Source organism: Pseudoalteromonas sp. PS1M3, assembly GCF_016865405.1.
Taxonomy (GTDB): domain Bacteria; phylum Pseudomonadota; class Gammaproteobacteria; order Enterobacterales; family Alteromonadaceae; genus Pseudoalteromonas; species Pseudoalteromonas marina.
Genome location: NZ_AP022624.1, coordinates 665,497 through 677,906 on the forward strand (window position 1 = coordinate 665,497; position 12,410 = coordinate 677,906).

Annotated in this window: 12 protein-coding genes; all 12 read left to right on the forward strand. The window is 41.0% G+C overall.

Going from position 1 to position 12,410, the window contains the following annotated elements:
* Positions 1-160 precede the first annotated feature (160 nt).
* The 12 genes from thrA to PS1M3_RS03180 all read left to right on the forward strand — a co-directional run bounded on the left by thrA (position 161) and on the right by PS1M3_RS03180 (position 12,376).
* Positions 161-2,578, forward strand: a complete 2,418-nt coding sequence (thrA, locus tag PS1M3_RS03125; RefSeq protein WP_006794276.1) for a bifunctional aspartate kinase/homoserine dehydrogenase I — start codon at positions 161-163, stop codon at positions 2,576-2,578.
* 9 nt (positions 2,579-2,587) lie between these two features.
* Complete coding sequence (gene thrB, locus PS1M3_RS03130; RefSeq protein WP_203986227.1) at positions 2,588-3,523, forward strand: homoserine kinase; 936 nt, start codon at positions 2,588-2,590, stop codon at positions 3,521-3,523.
* A gap of 11 nt (positions 3,524-3,534) precedes the next feature.
* Positions 3,535-4,818 carry a threonine synthase gene (gene thrC / locus PS1M3_RS03135; protein ID WP_203986229.1) on the forward strand — a complete coding sequence of 428 codons (1,284 nt, stop codon included), beginning with the start codon at positions 3,535-3,537 and terminating at the stop codon, positions 4,816-4,818.
* 268 nt (positions 4,819-5,086) lie between these two features.
* Positions 5,087-6,343, forward strand: coding sequence for a serine hydroxymethyltransferase (gene glyA / locus PS1M3_RS03140; protein WP_006794273.1), 1,257 nt, complete (start codon positions 5,087-5,089; stop codon positions 6,341-6,343).
* Between the two features lie 97 nt (positions 6,344-6,440).
* A complete protein-coding gene (nrdR, locus tag PS1M3_RS03145) occupies positions 6,441-6,890 on the forward strand; it encodes a transcriptional regulator NrdR (protein WP_006794272.1) in 450 nt (149 codons plus the stop codon).
* A gap of 2 nt (positions 6,891-6,892) precedes the next feature.
* Positions 6,893-8,044 carry a bifunctional diaminohydroxyphosphoribosylaminopyrimidine deaminase/5-amino-6-(5-phosphoribosylamino)uracil reductase RibD gene (gene ribD, locus PS1M3_RS03150; protein ID WP_138740793.1) on the forward strand — a complete coding sequence of 384 codons (1,152 nt, stop codon included), beginning with the start codon at positions 6,893-6,895 and terminating at the stop codon, positions 8,042-8,044.
* Between the two features lie 4 nt (positions 8,045-8,048).
* A complete protein-coding gene (locus PS1M3_RS03155; protein WP_006794270.1) occupies positions 8,049-8,702 on the forward strand; it encodes a riboflavin synthase in 654 nt (217 codons plus the stop codon).
* Between the two features lie 29 nt (positions 8,703-8,731).
* A complete protein-coding gene (ribBA, locus tag PS1M3_RS03160; protein WP_006794269.1) occupies positions 8,732-9,844 on the forward strand; it encodes a bifunctional 3,4-dihydroxy-2-butanone-4-phosphate synthase/GTP cyclohydrolase II in 1,113 nt (370 codons plus the stop codon).
* Between the two features lie 99 nt (positions 9,845-9,943).
* Positions 9,944-10,408 (forward strand): 6,7-dimethyl-8-ribityllumazine synthase, encoded by a 465-nt coding sequence (gene ribE, locus PS1M3_RS03165; protein ID WP_006794268.1) that lies wholly within the window; start codon positions 9,944-9,946, stop codon positions 10,406-10,408.
* 15 nt (positions 10,409-10,423) lie between these two features.
* Entirely contained in the window at positions 10,424-10,834 is a 411-nt protein-coding gene (nusB, locus tag PS1M3_RS03170) for a transcription antitermination factor NusB (RefSeq protein WP_006794267.1), read from the forward strand.
* 85 nt (positions 10,835-10,919) lie between these two features.
* A complete protein-coding gene (thiL, locus tag PS1M3_RS03175) occupies positions 10,920-11,894 on the forward strand; it encodes a thiamine-phosphate kinase (protein ID WP_203986232.1) in 975 nt (324 codons plus the stop codon).
* The gene (locus PS1M3_RS03180; RefSeq protein WP_006794265.1) at positions 11,891-12,376 is read left to right on the forward strand and encodes a phosphatidylglycerophosphatase A; all 486 of its coding nucleotides are present in this window, start codon (positions 11,891-11,893) and stop codon (positions 12,374-12,376) included. Before thiL ends, PS1M3_RS03180 begins: the two co-directional genes overlap by 4 nt.
* The last annotated feature ends 34 nt before the right edge of the window (positions 12,377-12,410 follow it).

Consider the following 12,410-nt stretch of genomic DNA (forward strand, 5'->3'; position numbering starts at 1 on the left):
CAGTCTTACCCCATGAAAACATTTAATCGCGTACTGACCATTATTATTACAACCACCATTCTTTCTGGATAGTGGCATAGGTCGGTGCAACAAATTTAAAGGCCTGTGTTCACTTAGAGCACAGGCCTTTTTTCGTTTTATGGGATGAGGAACATAAACAATGCGCGTTTTAAAATTTGGTGGATCATCACTTGCCGACTTTGCCTGCCTTGAGCAGGTAGCTCAATTAGTTAAAGCACAATTAAAAGATGAAATGCTTTTGGTATTATCGGCGCCCGGTGGAATGACCGACTCACTAGTTGCTCTAGCGAGTTCGGCAGAACAAGGCCAAGACTTTAGCTCTTTATGGGAGGCTTTAACGAGTCGTTGTAACGAGCTAAAAGCAGCCGTAGAAAAAGGGTATGGCCCAATTGACCACTGGCCAAATTTTGAAGAACTAAAAAATAAGCTTGATGGTGTATCTTTAATTAAGTGCTGCCCCGATCAAGTGCGTGCGTTTGTTATAAGCTTTGGCGAACGAGTGAGTGTGTCGCTTATGCAGCGCTTATTAAACTCACATAAGGCGGTTTATTTAGAGGCGACAAGTTGCGTTGCATCAACAGGTGGTTTTATTGATGCTGAAGTTGATTTAGTTGCAAGTAAAGCGCATTTTCAAGCGGCATTAAAAGAAAAGCCAGCCACGATTTATATTATGCCCGGTTTTACAGCAAGCAATGATAAAGGCGAGCTTACAACACTGGGGCGCAATGGATCTGATTACTCAGCGGCTATTGCAGCGGCGTGTTTAGAGGCAGATGTTTGCCAAATTTGGACTGATGTTGATGGTGTTTACAGCGCAGATCCTCGTTATATCAAAAAAGCCACTAAAGTTGACTTTTTGTCATACAAAGAGGCAATGGAGCTTTCTTACTTTGGCGCTAAAGTACTTCACCCAAAAACTATTTTGCCTTGTGCCAAAGCGGGCGTGCCGTGTGAAATAAAAAATACGCATAACCCTGATGCCCAAGGGTCGCTAATCGGAAATGATTATTCATCAGACGAGCCCGTAAAAGCAATTTCAAGCCTGCAAGATTTAGCTATGCTGACTGTCTCGGGTCCAGGAATGAAAGGCAAAGTAGGCATGGCCTCTAAAGTTTTTAATGCGCTTGCCCACGATAACGTATCTATTGTGTTGATCACGCAATCGTCTTGTGAATTTAGCATTAGCTTTTGTGTACATGAGAGCGACTTAGCCCTTGCTTTAACTGCTTTACAAACAGCGTTTGAGCTTGAATCTCAAGCAGGTTTAATTGAGCCTGTTCAAGTACAGCGTAATTTAGCCATAGTAACGCTTGTTGGTGATAATATGCGGGCACATCGTGGTTTAGCCGCTAAGTTTTTTGCATCCCTTTCTCAAGCACAAGTAAACATTGTGGCAATTGCACAAGATTCTACTGAAAGTGCTATTTCAGCTGTAATTGACGGTGAGTTATGCAACGACGCAGTGAAAATATGCCATGAGAACTTTTTCACGCATGTGCCTTCAATTGATGTGTTTTTACTAGGGTGTGGCTTAGTAGGGCAAGAACTGATATCTCAATTAGAGCGCCAACAAGCATGGCTTGAAAAGCGTAACATTAAACTTAATTTGTACGGCGTTGCTAACTCTCGTCAGTTACATCTTGATAGCGAGGGTATTGCCTTTAGTGATTGGCAGCAAAAATTAGCAGTATCAGAGCAGTCATTTGACCTAAAACTCGTTGAGCAATTTGTTAAACAAAATCACTTAGTTAATCCTGTGCTGGTGGATTGTACATCGTCTGATGCACTTGCAGCGCAATATGTTGACTTTTTAAATGCGGGTTTTCATGTTGTTGCAGCCAATAAAAAGGCAACAACCAGCTCATATACGTATTACCAAGATTTGATTGCTGCTACACAAAAAAATAACCGCAAGTTTTTATACGAAACAAACGTAGGTGCAGGCCTTCCTGTTATCGATAATTTGCAGTCTTTATTTGGTGCAGGAGATGAATTACTTGAATTTAGCGGTATTTTATCGGGCTCATTGTCATACATGTTTGGCGCTTTGCAAGATGGTTTATCACTGTCAGAGGCAACCATTAAAGCAAAAGAAAGTGGTTTTACAGAGCCAGATCCTCGTGATGATTTATCGGGAACTGATGTTGCGCGTAAGTTGTTAATTATTGCGCGTGAAGCAGGTATGAAATTAGAGCTAACCGACATTGAAGTAGAGTCGGTATTACCACAAGGGTTTGCCGAAGGAGACAGTATTGATGAGTTTATGGCAAAATTACCTAGCTTAGACGCTGACTTTAACGCACGTATTGAGCAAGCGGCAAGTGAAGGGAAAGTTCTTCGTTACGTTGGCACAATTAAAGAAGGCCACTGTAAAGTAGGTATTGAGGCTGTTGATTCATCACATGCGCTTAATGTTATTCGCGATGGTGAAAATGCGCTTGCAATTTTAAGTCAATACTACCAACCACGTCCTTTTGTAATTCGTGGTTACGGCGCTGGCTCTGAAGTAACTGCTGCAGGTGTATTTGCAGACGTTTTAAAAACATTATCGCGCTAGGAGTCGAAAATGATTGAAGTATATGCGCCTGCATCTATTGGTAATTTTGCAGTTGGATTTGATGCGCTAGGTGCTGCTCTTGCGCCAATTGATGGTAGTTTATTGGGAGATGTAGCACTTGTTAGCGCAGCCCCTAGTGATGAGTTTGTTTGTTCAGGCGAATATGCTCATAAATTACCAAGCGATGCGAAAGAAAACTTAGCATATCAGTGTTTAGTGCACTTTAGAGCTCATGTCGCCCCAGATATGCCAACGGTAAAGCTAGAGCTTCAAAAAAACCTGCCAATTGGTTCTGGGTTAGGATCGAGCGCTTGTTCGGTGGTTGCTACATTTGCAGCGCTTGATAAGTTTGCAAAAACACAGCTAAGTCAAGTACAGCTAATTGAGTTGATGGCAGATTTTGAAGCAGTTGTAAGTGGCGGACGCCATTACGATAACATTACGCCCTGTTATTTGGGCGGTTTGCAGCTAACTGGCGATTTAATTCCTAATAAATCTATAGAACTACCGGTTGATGAAAACTGGTATTACGTTGCGGCGTTTCCAGGCTTTTCGCTTAATACGGCAAAAGCGCGTTCTGTTTTGCCAAAAGATCTTAGCATGCATGCAAGCGTTGAGTTTGCGCAGCGTTTATCCTCTTTTAGTAGCTTGTTATTAACAGCACGCTTTGACGATGCATTAAGCATAATGAAAGACGAAATAGCAGAACCTTACCGTGCACCGCTTATCACTGGTTTTAGCGAGGCGAAAGCAAGTTTACCGGCACTTGGAGCTGAGGTGGTTAGTATTTCAGGCGCAGGACCTACCTTATTTACTGTATGTAAAACACTTGAATCGGCCGAGCAATGCGCTAAATGGTTAAAAGATAATTATATAAATGAGCAAGGTTTTTGCCATATTTGTAAATTAGATAACGACGGCACGCGTCAATTAAATGTTTTATAGGATTAGAAGTCATGCAATTACATAATTTAAAAGATAACTCACAAAAAGTGTCGTTTGTTGAAGCAGTAAAAACAGGGCTTGGGCGTAACCAAGGTGTGTTTTTTCCTGAATCGTTAGCGCCCATGGCTGATGTTGACGCATTACTTGATATGGATTTTGTTACGCGCAGTAGCAAAATTTTATCACATTTAATTGGTGATGAGTTGCCAAGTAGCACTGTTGCCGACATGGTTAAAAATGCGTTTAATTTTCCAGTTAAGTTAGTCGAGGTAGAAGAAAATACCTATTGTTTGGAGCTATTTCATGGTCCTACGCTTGCCTTTAAAGATTTTGGTGGGCGCTTTATGGCTGAATGCTTAGCGCAGTTTAACCAAGGTGAAAAGGTGACTATTTTAACAGCAACATCAGGTGATACTGGTGCAGCGGTTGCACATGCATTTTACAATAAACCAAACATTGATGTGGTTATTCTTTATCCCAAAGGAAAAATTTCACTTGCTCAGCAAAAGCTATTTACTACATTAGGTGGCAATATTCACTGCTACGCGGTTGATGGCAGTTTTGACGATTGCCAAGAACTTGTTAAGAAGTCGTTTTTAGATGAAGAAGTTAAATCTACACTTGGTTTAAATTCAGCAAATTCAATAAACATAAGCCGCTTAGTCGCTCAGGTGTGTTATTACTTTGAAGCGATTGCACAACTGCCAAAAGAAAAGCGTGCAACAGCGCATATTTCTGTACCAAGTGGTAACTTTGGTAATGTATGCGCTGCAATGATTGGCGCTGTAATAGGGTTGCCAGTTGGAAAGTTAAGTGCAACAACCAACCAAAACGACACCGTTCCTCGTTTTATACTTGATAAAAATTGGTTGCCTAATGCAACGCTTGAATCGCTTTCAAATGCGATGGACGTGAGTAAGCCGAATAACTGGCCACGTGTGCAAACTATGTTGGACAACAACTGGTTTAGTTACGATAACTTTTACTCAATTAGTGTTGACGAAGAAAACACTCAAACGGTGATGAAAAATATTCATCAAACAGGGTATGTTGCAGAGCCACATACAGCAATTGCCTACCAAGGTTTAGTCAATAACCGAGCTCCGGGTGCTGCGGGCATCTTTTTAGCAACTGCACATCCAGCTAAGTTTAAAGAAAGTGTAGAAGGTATACTAAATATTGAACTTGATATGCCAAAGCCATTGAGCGACGCTTTGGCTAAACCATGTCTTGCAAGCGACATAAACGCCGATTACGACGCTTTGCGTAAAGAAATACTGGCTAAGTTAGCTTAAATATTAAGTAAACACGAAAGCGGCTATGGCCGCTTTTTTGCACATTTTAAACCGTGAAATAGCTTTTTTAATTAACTAATTAAATGTAATAAATAAAAAACATTTAAAATAATTATGTAAGTTATTTAAAAATATCATCTTAAAAAGGGTGTGAAATAGTTTCAATCCCTGATTAAATATCCTCAACTTAAGAACGTAGGCAAAGTGCGGTTTTAAGCGTACAATATAGCCTCTAAAAAATACCATACACGTTGCCCAGGAGCCCCCAATGTTAGAACGTAGCATGAATATTTCGGACTTTGATCCAGAGTTATTTGACGCGATGAGTAAAGAAACATCACGTCAAGAAGAGCACATTGAGTTAATTGCATCTGAAAACTACTGTAGCCCACGCGTACTAGAAGCGCAGGGTTCTCAACTTACTAACAAATATGCTGAAGGCTACCCGGGCAAACGTTACTACGGTGGCTGTGAGCACGTTGATGTGGTTGAGCAGTTAGCGATTGACCGCGCAAATGAATTATTTGGTACAGATTACGCAAACGTGCAACCACATGCGGGTTCGCAAGCCAATGCCGCTGTTTTCCAAGCCTTATTAAGCCCGCTTGATACAGTACTTGGCATGAGCCTAGCACACGGTGGCCATTTAACTCATGGCTCACACGTAAACTTTTCAGGTAAAACATATAACGCAATTCAGTATGGCCTAAACGAAGAGACTGGCGAAATTGATTACGCACAAGTTGAAGCGTTAGCACTAGAGCACAAGCCAAAAATGATTATCGCAGGTTTTTCTGCTTATTCAGGTATTGTTGATTGGGCTAAGTTTCGCGAAATTGCAGACAAAGTAGATGCTTACTTGTTTGTTGATATGGCGCATGTTGCAGGTTTAATTGCTGCGGGTGTTTACCCAAGCCCAGTACCATTTGCACATGTTGTTACTACAACAACGCATAAAACATTAGCGGGCCCTCGTGGCGGTTTAATTATTTCTGCATGTGGTGACGAAGCAATTTACAAAAAGCTTAACAGTGCTGTATTCCCTGGTGGCCAAGGTGGTCCTTTATGTCACGTTATTGCTGCAAAAGCAGTGGCATTCAAAGAAGCTTTACAACCAGAGTTTAAAGAATACCAAACACAAGTTGTTAAAAATGCGCAAGCAATGGTTAGCGTATTACAAGAGCGTGGCTACAAAGTTGTTTCTGGTAAAACAGACAATCACTTGTTCTTACTTGATTTAATCGATAAAGACATTACAGGTAAAGATGCTGATGCAGCATTAGGCAATGCGAACATTACGGTTAACAAAAACTCAGTTCCAAATGATCCGCGTTCTCCATTTGTAACGTCTGGCTTACGTATTGGTTCTCCTGCAATCACGCGCCGTGGTTTCAAAGAGGCTGAATCTAAAGAGCTTGCTGGCTGGATCTGTGATGTACTAGACAACATTGCTGATGAGTCTGTTCAAGCGCAAGTAAAAGAAAAAGTGAAAGCAATTTGTGCAAAACTACCTGTTTACGCTTAATAAAGTAAAACGGTAATTTAGATCACATAAGCAATCATGCTATTATAAAAGCCGCTTTTTAGCGGCTTTTTTGTTTTTAAAACGGATACCTTTAGTTATGCATTGCCCATTTTGTACAGCAAAAGACACCAAAGTTATAGATTCCCGCCTTGTTGGCGGTGGCCATCAAGTTCGCCGCCGTCGTGAGTGTAACGATTGCCATGAACGTTTCACCACGTTTGAAGGGGCAGAGCTGGTTATGCCGCGTGTTGTAAAACAAGACGGCAGTCGCGAACCGTTTAACGAAGATAAGTTACTAAATGGTTTAAATCGTGCACTTGAGAAGCGTCCCGTCAGTACAGAACAGGTTGATGAAGTAGTCAATATAATAAAGTCGCAATTACGTGCAACGGGTGAGCGAGAAATTTCAAGCCATTTGGTGGGTGAATGCATTATGGAAGCGCTTAAAAAGTTAGATAAAGTCGCTTATGTAAGGTTTGCGTCAGTATATCGCTCGTTTGAGGATATACGAGAGTTTGGCGAAGAAATTGCCCGTTTAGGGGAATAAGCATGAGCAGCCAATCAGCATTTACCGAGCACGATAAACTATATATGGCGCGTGCTATTGAGCTTGCTAAAAAAGGTCGGTTTACCACAACACCTAATCCGAATGTTGGCTGTGTACTTGTAAAAGATAATCAGATAATTGGTGAAGGGTTTCATCAGTTAGCAGGGCAAGGACATGCAGAGGTAAATGCACTTGCTGTAGCCGGCGAAAAAGCAAAGGGTGCAACTGCCTATGTAACACTTGAACCTTGTAGCCATTACGGGCGCACGCCCCCCTGTGCTGAAGGACTTAAGGCCGCTGGTATTAAAAAGGTGATTGCAGCCATGGTTGATACCAACCCGCAAGTGGCAGGTAAAGGCCTTAAAATACTGAGTGACGCCGGAATAGAAGTTGCTCATGGGTTGCTTGAACAAGAGGCTCGCGCATTAAACTTTGGTTTTTTTAAGCGTATGGAGCAAGGGCTTCCTTACGTAACTTGTAAATTAGCAGCCAGTATAGACGGTAAAACAGCGCTAAAAAACGGAAAAAGTAAGTGGATCACAGGTCCTGCTGCACGAAAAGATGTGCAGCTATACCGCGCTCAAAGCTGTGCCATTTTAACGGGGGCCGATACGGTTCTTGTTGATAATGCAAAACTTAATGTTCGAGCAAGTGAGTTACCGTATTCATTACCAACCAACTTACCGCTACGTCAGCCGGTGCGTGTTATAATAGACTCGCAAAACAGATTAACACCTGACCTCGCGCTATTTAAAATAGCGCACCCGGTAATTATATTTACTACCAAGGTTGATAATTCAATGCAGTGGCCGCATTTTGTTAAGCACATAGCGGTGCGCGAGCAACAGGGTAAGGTTGATTTAACCGATGTATTACAAACACTAGCAAAGCATCAGTTTAATAATATATGGCTGGAAGCTGGGGCAACCCTTGCGGGGAAAATGACCGAGCTTGATTTAATTGACGAGTATGTTTTTTATATCGCACCAAAACTGATGGGTTATGATGCTAAAAGTTTAGTAAACTTCCCTGAATTGACGAGTATGCAAGATACTATCGATTTATCTTTTAATGAGTGTGTTCGCATTGGTGACGATTTACGTATCAACGCGTTAAAAAAGCACGCATTAAAATCATTTAACAAAGAAGAGTAGCGCTATGTTTACTGGGATAATAGAAGCCACAGGCAAAATTGCTTTATTACAAAAAAAACAAGGCGATTTAGCCATTCGTATTCAAAGCGCCGACCTTGATATGAGTGACGTAAAGCTGGGTGACAGTATTGCAACAAATGGCGTGTGTTTAACGGTAGTTGATAAACATGTTGATGGTTTTAGCGCTGATTTATCTAACGAAACAATTCATTTAACTGGTTTTGCACATTATTCAATAGGGCAAACAGTTAACCTTGAAAAAGCGATGCAACCGGTTTCGCGTTTAGGTGGGCATTTAGTGTCTGGCCATGTTGATGGTATTGCAACAATAACGGCGATTACAGCTAATGCAAGAGCTACTGAATATTGGCTGACAACCGATGAAAGTTTAATGAAATACATACCGTACAAAGGGTCGGTATGTATTGATGGTATAAGCCTGACAGTTAACGCTGTTGAAGGTAATAAATTTAAATTAACAATTGTGCCGCACACCAGCGGTCAAACAACAATTGCCGACTTTAAAGTAGGCACTCAAGTTAATTTAGAAGTCGATCAAATTGCACGTTATTTAGAGCGTCTTATCAAAGGCGCAGAGCAGCCAACCGGCGCAGATATATCAATGAGCTTACTCGCAAAAGCGGGCTTTATTAAATAACGAAACTGACAACTTACACGAGCGAATTTATGAATTTACACAGCGCACAAGAAATTATAGATGACATTAAAGCCGGTAAAATGGTTATTTTAATGGACGATGAAGACAGAGAAAATGAAGGCGATTTAATAATAGCTGCTGAACATATTAGCGCAGAAGCAATTAACTTTATGGCTACTCATGGCCGTGGTTTAATTTGTTTAACGATGACACAAGAGCGTTGTGAGCAACTAGACTTGCCTTTAATGGTTAAAAATAATGGCGCTGCGTTTTCAACTAACTTTACTATGTCGATAGAAGCATCAAAAGGCGTAACCACAGGTATATCAGCAGCAGATAGAGCACGCACGGTACAAGCAGCTATCGCTAAAGGTGCTGTTCCTAGCGATATTGTACAGCCGGGTCATATTTTTCCGATTATGGCACAGCCAGGTGGTGTATTAACACGTGCAGGTCATACAGAAGCCGGTTGTGATTTAGCGCGTTTAGCAGGGCTTGAAGCGTCTTCTGTTATTGTTGAAATTTTAAACGCTGATGGCACCATGGCACGCCGCCCTGATTTAGAAGTTTTTGCTAAAGAGCACGACATTAAAATTGGCACAATTGCTGATTTAATTGAATACCGCAATTTAAACGAAACCACAATCGAAAAAGTGGCTAAGTGTAAACTGCCAACAGAGCATGGTGAATTTGACTTAGTCACTTACAAAGACACTATTGACGGTCAGTTACACTACGTACTGCTCAAGGGTGAAATTAAAGCGCAAGAACCAACCTTGGTGCGTGTGCATTTACAAAGTACATTTAACGATATTTTACTTTCGGATAGAAGCGCAGACAGAAGCTGGGGCTTATCGGATGCAATGGCATACATAGCTAAAAATGACGGTGTGCTAGTCATTTTAGGTAAACAAGAAAGTACTGAAGAGCTTGAAGCAACAGTTAAAGCATTTGCTGCTGCAGACGCTGGTGAAAATGTTACACCGCGTAAATTTCAAGGTACTTCTCGTACTGTTGGTGTAGGCTCACAAATTCTTGCAGATTTAGGAATTGAGCAAATGCGATTAATGAGCCGCCCTAAAAAATACCATGCACTTTCGGGCTTTCATTTAGAAGTTATTGATTACATTGAGCCACAATAGGCAAACGCTTAAACTAGGCTATTTTATTATTATTATGGTATGATGCGCAGCAATTTTTGCGCAATCGCAACCGCTTGAACTTATTTTTAGGGTTATCAAATGAAAATTATTGAAGGTAATAAGTACGCACCGGGCAAAAAATTTGCCATTGTCATTTCTCGTTTTAATGACTTTATTGGTAGCAGCCTACTTGAAGGTGCTGTTGATGAGCTAAAACGTACCGGTGGTGTATCTGATGACGACATTACTGTGATTTATGTACCGGGTGCAGTTGAATTACCTTTAGCGGCAAAACGCGTTGCAGCAAAAAAAGAGTATGATGCAATCATCGCTTTAGGCGTAGTGATCAGAGGTGGAACACCACACTTTGACCTAGTTGCTGGCGAGTCAAACAAAGGTCTTGCGCAAGTATCACTTGAGTATGATATACCGGTTGCATTTGGCGTATTAACCACTGAAAGCATTGAACAAGCTATTGAGCGCGCAGGTACCAAAATGGGTAACAAAGGCGGCGAAGCTGCTTTGGGTGCGCTTGAAATGGTTAATGTGTTAGATAAAATTTAAGTTTAAGGAATTTTTGTGAAACCAGCAGCAAGACGTAAAGCACGTATCTTAGCACTTCAAGCCGTTTATTCTTGGCAATTAAGCGGTAATGCAATTGCCGACATCGAGCAACAAATGTTGATCGAAAACGACGTTACTAAAATTGATGTTGAATACTTTAAAGATTTAGCCTCAGGTGTAGCTGTAAATTATAAGCTACTTGATGAATCAGTATCACCTCATTTAACGCGTCCATTTGATGACTTAGATATGGTTGAGCGAGCAATTTTACGTTTAAGCAGCTACGAACTTAAGTTCCGTGAAGATGTACCTTACAAAGTTGCTATCAACGAAGGTATTGAGCTTGCCAAAATATTTGGCGCAGAAGATAGTCATAAATTTGTAAACGGTGTACTTGATAAAGCTGTAAAGCATTTACGCAAGTAATAGTATTTTTCTCTGACTTTGCTTTCAGAGATTTACTTTATATAACCGTTAAAAGGAGAGCCGGCATAGGTCGGCTTTTTTGTGTATGAAGGAATTTGAATTAATTAACCGCTACTTTAAAGGTCGCGGTATTTCTCGTCGTGATGTTAACCTAGGTATAGGGGATGATTGCGCGCTTGTCACTGTTCCACAAAACTGCCAACTTGCAGTCACAACCGATACTTTGGTTGAAGGCGTGCACTTTTTTGAAGATATTTCTCCTCGCGCATTGGGGCATAGAGCGCTTGCTGTTAATTTAAGTGATTTAGCTGCAATGGGTGCTGAACCTACGTGGGTATCTGTTGCACTAACGTTACCGACAATAGATTCTCAGTGGATTGCAGAATTTACTGAAGGCATGCATGAAATTGCAGAATACTTCAATGTACAAATTATTGGTGGCGATACCACTCAAGGGCCACTTACCATTACTATTTGCGCTAAAGGTACCGTGCCGGAAGGTAAGGCACTTCGTAGAAGTGGTGCAAAAGTAGGTGATTGGATTTATGTTACGGGTCCTTTAGGGGACGCGGGTCTTGCTATTGAAGCACGGAAGCAAGGTATTAATATAGATCCTACGCATTTAGAATACTTAAACAATCGATTTGACTACCCAACACCGCGCGTTGCTGCGGGTCAGGTCATCCGTGGGCTTGCAACGTCCGCTATTGACGTATCAGATGGATTACTTGCCGATTTAACACATATTCTTGAAATGTCCCAAGTAAATGCAGAGATTAATGTTGAGAGTATTCCTACATCAGAGGCAATGAGAGCAAGCTTAGATTTTAATAAGCAATTACCGTTTATTCTTAGCTACGGCGATGACTATGAATTAATTTTTACTGTTCCCGATAACAATAAAGGTATGCTTGATTTAAAGCTAAGCCAATATGGTGTGGATATTACCTGTATTGGGCAGATAAAAAGTGGTAACGGTAAGATTGAGCTTTTACAAAATGGTGAAATGTTTAACTTTGAGCAACAGGGCTTTGAGCATTTTACAAAGGAGCAGGTTTGAATAAGAACCGATTATTTAACTTAAAACGCCCACACCAGTTTTTTGGTTTAGGGTTTGGTACTGGTCTTGCACCAAAAGCGCCGGGTACATTTGGCACATTTGCAGCATTGCCATTTATATTTATAACAATGCATTATCCAATCTGGTTACAAATAGTATTTGCAGTTGTGATCAGTGTATTTGGTATTTGGGCATGCGGTAAAACAGCTGATGATCTGGGTGTGCATGACCATCCTGCTATTGTGTGGGATGAAGTCGCTGGCTACTACATCACCATGATAGGTGCAGCATTAAATTGGCAAACTTTATTAGTTGGCTTTTTACTTTTTCGCTTTTTTGATATTGCAAAACCAGGCCCGATTCGTATGTTAGACAAACGCGTACATGGTGGCTTTGGGATTATGGCGGATGACGTGTTAGCGGGTATTTTTTCATTGATTTGTTTGCAAGCATTAATAAAAGCAGGTTTACTACCCTTTTAGTGTTTATATTTGATTAGTTTAACTAGGTGGCAGC

Bases quoted from the DNA above. Each gene is read 5' to 3' on its own strand.
- thrA (WP_006794276.1), top strand. From the start codon at position 161: ATGCGCGTTTTAAAATTTGGTGGATCATCACTTGCCGACTTTGCCTGC.
- thrB (WP_203986227.1), top strand. From the start codon at position 2,588: ATGATTGAAGTATATGCGCCTGCATCTATTGGTAATTTTGCAGTTGGA.
- thrC (WP_203986229.1), top strand. From the start codon at position 3,535: ATGCAATTACATAATTTAAAAGATAACTCACAAAAAGTGTCGTTTGTT.
- glyA (WP_006794273.1), top strand. From the start codon at position 5,087: ATGTTAGAACGTAGCATGAATATTTCGGACTTTGATCCAGAGTTATTT.
- nrdR (WP_006794272.1), top strand. From the start codon at position 6,441: ATGCATTGCCCATTTTGTACAGCAAAAGACACCAAAGTTATAGATTCC.
- ribD (WP_138740793.1), top strand. From the start codon at position 6,893: ATGAGCAGCCAATCAGCATTTACCGAGCACGATAAACTATATATGGCG.
- PS1M3_RS03155 (WP_006794270.1), top strand. From the start codon at position 8,049: ATGTTTACTGGGATAATAGAAGCCACAGGCAAAATTGCTTTATTACAA.
- ribBA (WP_006794269.1), top strand. From the start codon at position 8,732: ATGAATTTACACAGCGCACAAGAAATTATAGATGACATTAAAGCCGGT.
- ribE (WP_006794268.1), top strand. From the start codon at position 9,944: ATGAAAATTATTGAAGGTAATAAGTACGCACCGGGCAAAAAATTTGCC.
- thiL (WP_203986232.1), top strand. From the start codon at position 10,920: ATGAAGGAATTTGAATTAATTAACCGCTACTTTAAAGGTCGCGGTATT.